Genomic DNA, 3,213 nt, shown 5'->3' with positions numbered 1-3,213 from the left:
CCATCTTTAAACGTATCTAAAACAATATGCTCTTCTGGAACACCACCTTCAGGAAAAATACAAATGCTTGCGCCTTGTTTTAAGCGTTTTTGAGCCATTAAAAACACGGCCTTTCGGCTACTCTCAGAATTTCTATCTACTAAAATACAGGTGCGCTTATAGAAAAATCCAAAGAGCGGAATTTTTGCCAACTCCTTTTTACCTACAAATACAAAGGGATTTTTTACAGAAACCAACATGAGCATAATATCTGCCATGGATGTATGGTTGGCAACAAACATGTAACTTTTATTGGATTCTGGGGTTTGTTCGTGTTCAATTTTCCAGATAAACCCCATTCCAGCTAAAATAATCTTCGCCCACAAACGCGCCAGTTTAAAAAAGTAAGGATACCAAGACTCTTTAAGTATGGATATAACTAGAAATGGAAATAAAATTATAATTGGCAAGGCTACAAGTATGTGAAACCAAATGCGATAAATAATCCAAAATAAACACTTAAATATTCTCATCAGAGCCAAAACTAATTAAATTTATTGAGCTATTGTAGCAAAAAAATTACCTTTGCACTTTAAATAACTTTTTAACAAGACTCCTGCTTTCGCAGGAGATTATTATGGCAAGAATTTTAACAGGCATTCAAAGTACAGGAACACCACATTTAGGAAACATTTTAGGCGCGTTAATGCCGGCTATTAAAATGGCTAACGACCCTAAAAACGATTCTTTTTTGTTTATAGCAAATCTGCATACCTTAACCCAAATTAAAGATGCCGAGCTTTTGCGAAGCAACACCTATTCTACAGCTGCAACCTGGTTGGCTTTTGGATTGGATGTAGAAAAAACAGTGTTTTATAGACAAAGTGATATTCCCCAAGTAACCGAATTAACCTGGTATTTAAGTTGCTTTTTTCCATATCAGCGCTTAACGCTTGCACATGGATTTAAAGATAAAGCAGATAGATTGGAAGATGTTAATTCTGGATTGTTTTTCTACCCGATGCTTATGGCAGCCGATATATTATTGTACGATGCCAATATTATTCCTGTTGGAAAAGACCAGCTACAACATATAGAAATGACTCGTGACGTGGCTTCCCGTTTTCACACTAGAATGGGAGAAACCTTTGTAATTCCTGAGGGAAAAATTCAAGAAAACATTATGCTTGTTCCTGGAACTGATGGTGGGAAAATGAGTAAAAGTAGAGGGAATATCATCAACATTTTTCTAGATGATAAAAAACTTCGCAAGCAAATTATGTCTATCGAAACAGATAGTACTGCTCTTGAAGATCCTAAAGATTGGAGCACTTGCAACTGTTTTGCTATTTATAAGTTATTGGCTTCCAACGCTCAAATCGATGCTATGAAAGCCAACTACGAGCAAGGTGGCTATGGTTACGGACATGCTAAACAAGCGCTTTTTGAATTGATTGTTGAAAAATTTGCTACAGAACGTGAACGTTATCATTATTACATGAATAATCCGAATGAAATAGATAAACTTTTGGCTATTGGAGCAGAAAAAGCCAAGGTTGTGGCTAATGATGTTTTAAAGCGCGTTCGTGAAAAAGTGGGATATTAACTAATTCGAAATTTAAGGATACAAATTCAACATATTTCCTGCAAGATTCCAATTCCAAATTTATCAAATCTTGCAGGAATTAGTAACTTTATATAATCTCAAACAACTTTCCGGGCAAAGGCCTCACCACGCCTTTAAGTTCCATATTCAATAAAATACCAGCGATTTTATATATTGGTAAATCACATTCCAAAGCAATAACATCTAGAAGTTGTTTGTCCTTTTCTTTAAGATAGTTGTAAACCACTTTCTCTTCGTCGTTCAATTCCACAAACAATTGTTTTTGTACAGGCGCTTTTTTCTCTTCTTCCAATTCCCAATTCAATATATAAGGAATATCCAATGGTGTAGATAACACATGGGCTTTTTGGAATTTAATTAAATTATTACAACCCAGACTTTGGCTATCGGTAACTCTTCCTGGAACCGCAAACACATCTCTATTATAGGAATTTGCAATATCTGCAGTTACTAAACTTCCTCCTCTTTCAGCAGATTCTATTACGATGGTGGCTTCACTTAATCCGGCAATAACGCGATTGCGTTTTAAGAAGTTGTTTCTATCAAAAGGGTCGCTACTCCAAAAGTCGGTGAAAAACCCGCCATGTTTTTCAATGTCGGCCACATATTTTTTATGTGCTTTAGGATAAACCTGATTCAAACCATGAGCCAAACACCCTATGGTTTGTAAGTTATTGTTTATAGCGGCTTTTTGGGCTGTAATGTCTGTTCCATAGGCGAATCCAGATACGATTACTGGATTAAAAACAGCTAACTCCTCAATCAGCTTATTGCAAAAAGCGATGCCATAAGTCGTTATTTTACGTGTGCCAACCACACTAATAATGCGTTGTTTTTTTAAATTGATATGGCCGGATTGAAACAGTAAAATAGGACTATCAATACAGTGCTTTAGTTTTTCAGGATAATCAGGATCGGCAAAATATAAGGTGGTTATGTTATTCTCTTGAATGTATTTCAACTCTTCTTCCGCAGCTTTAAAATGGTGTTTGCTATATAAGTCTCTAATAACCAAACTCCCAATACCATCAATTTTAAGAAGATTCTGTTTTTTTTCATTAAAAATAGCTTCCACAGAACCACAATGCGAAATCAGCTTTTTAGCTGTAATATCGCCAATTTTAGGTACGTGCTGCAAGGCCAAAATGTATAGTAAACTATTTTCGGTCATTTTAATGTTTTGACAATGAGACTACAAGTAAAGCAATTTTATGATGTTAATAAATAGTTCTATCGAATTTTTGTTCGCATTCAAAAATTGCTAACTTTGTTTTTATGCAATTAGAATCATACATAAGCGACTTACTATATAGATATGAATGTGTTACAGTTCCAGAGTTTGGAGCTTTTTTAACACAACGTGTTTCGGCAACCCTTCACGAATCTACGAATGCCTTTTATCCTCCAAAAAAGAAGCTGTCTTTTAACGAGCAAATTCAGGCAAACGACGGTATTTTAACCCATTATATTGCTGATGTAGAAAAAATTCCTTTTGAAGAAGCCTCAAGAAAGATTGAAAAACGTGTAAAAGCCTTAAAATCTTATTTAACGGAAGGGGAAACCATCTCTTTTGATAATATTGGAGAACTTTCATTAAACAACGAAGG

General features: G+C 35.1%; 4 protein-coding genes. 2 read left to right on the top strand and 2 right to left on the bottom strand.

Annotated elements, in window-relative coordinates; genetic code table 11:
- A partial coding sequence (locus VKY47_RS10420; protein WP_324312606.1) for a lysophospholipid acyltransferase family protein occupies positions 1–512 on the bottom strand: 512 nt, incomplete at its 3' end.
- A gap of 104 nt (positions 513–616) precedes the next feature.
- On the opposite strand from VKY47_RS10420, the gene trpS reads away from it, so the two are divergent.
- Entirely contained in the window at positions 617–1,585 is a 969-nt protein-coding gene (trpS, locus tag VKY47_RS10415) for a tryptophan--tRNA ligase (protein WP_324312605.1), read from the top strand.
- An 88-nt stretch (positions 1,586–1,673) separates the two neighbouring features.
- On the opposite strand, the gene dprA is transcribed toward trpS, so the two are convergent.
- Positions 1,674–2,777 (bottom strand): DNA-processing protein DprA, encoded by a 1,104-nt coding sequence (dprA, locus tag VKY47_RS10410; protein ID WP_324312603.1) that lies wholly within the window; start codon positions 2,775–2,777, stop codon positions 1,674–1,676.
- A 104-nt stretch (positions 2,778–2,881) separates the two neighbouring features.
- Here dprA and VKY47_RS10405 point away from each other — a divergent pair.
- A partial coding sequence (locus VKY47_RS10405) for an HU domain-containing protein (RefSeq protein WP_473964604.1) occupies positions 2,882–3,213 on the top strand: 332 nt, incomplete at its 3' end.

It is taken from the genome of Xanthomarina sp., assembly GCF_035306705.1.
GTDB lineage: Bacteria > Bacteroidota > Bacteroidia > Flavobacteriales > Flavobacteriaceae > Xanthomarina.
The sequence above is the reverse complement of the archived record's forward strand: the minus strand, read 5'-3'. Positions and strand labels throughout refer to the sequence as shown.

Excerpts from the sequence above, each read along its gene's own strand:
- trpS (WP_324312605.1), top strand. The coding sequence starts at position 617 with ATGGCAAGAATTTTAACAGGCATTCAAAGTACAGGAACACCACATTTA.
- dprA (WP_324312603.1), bottom strand. The coding sequence starts at position 2,777 with ATGACCGAAAATAGTTTACTATACATTTTGGCCTTGCAGCACGTACCT.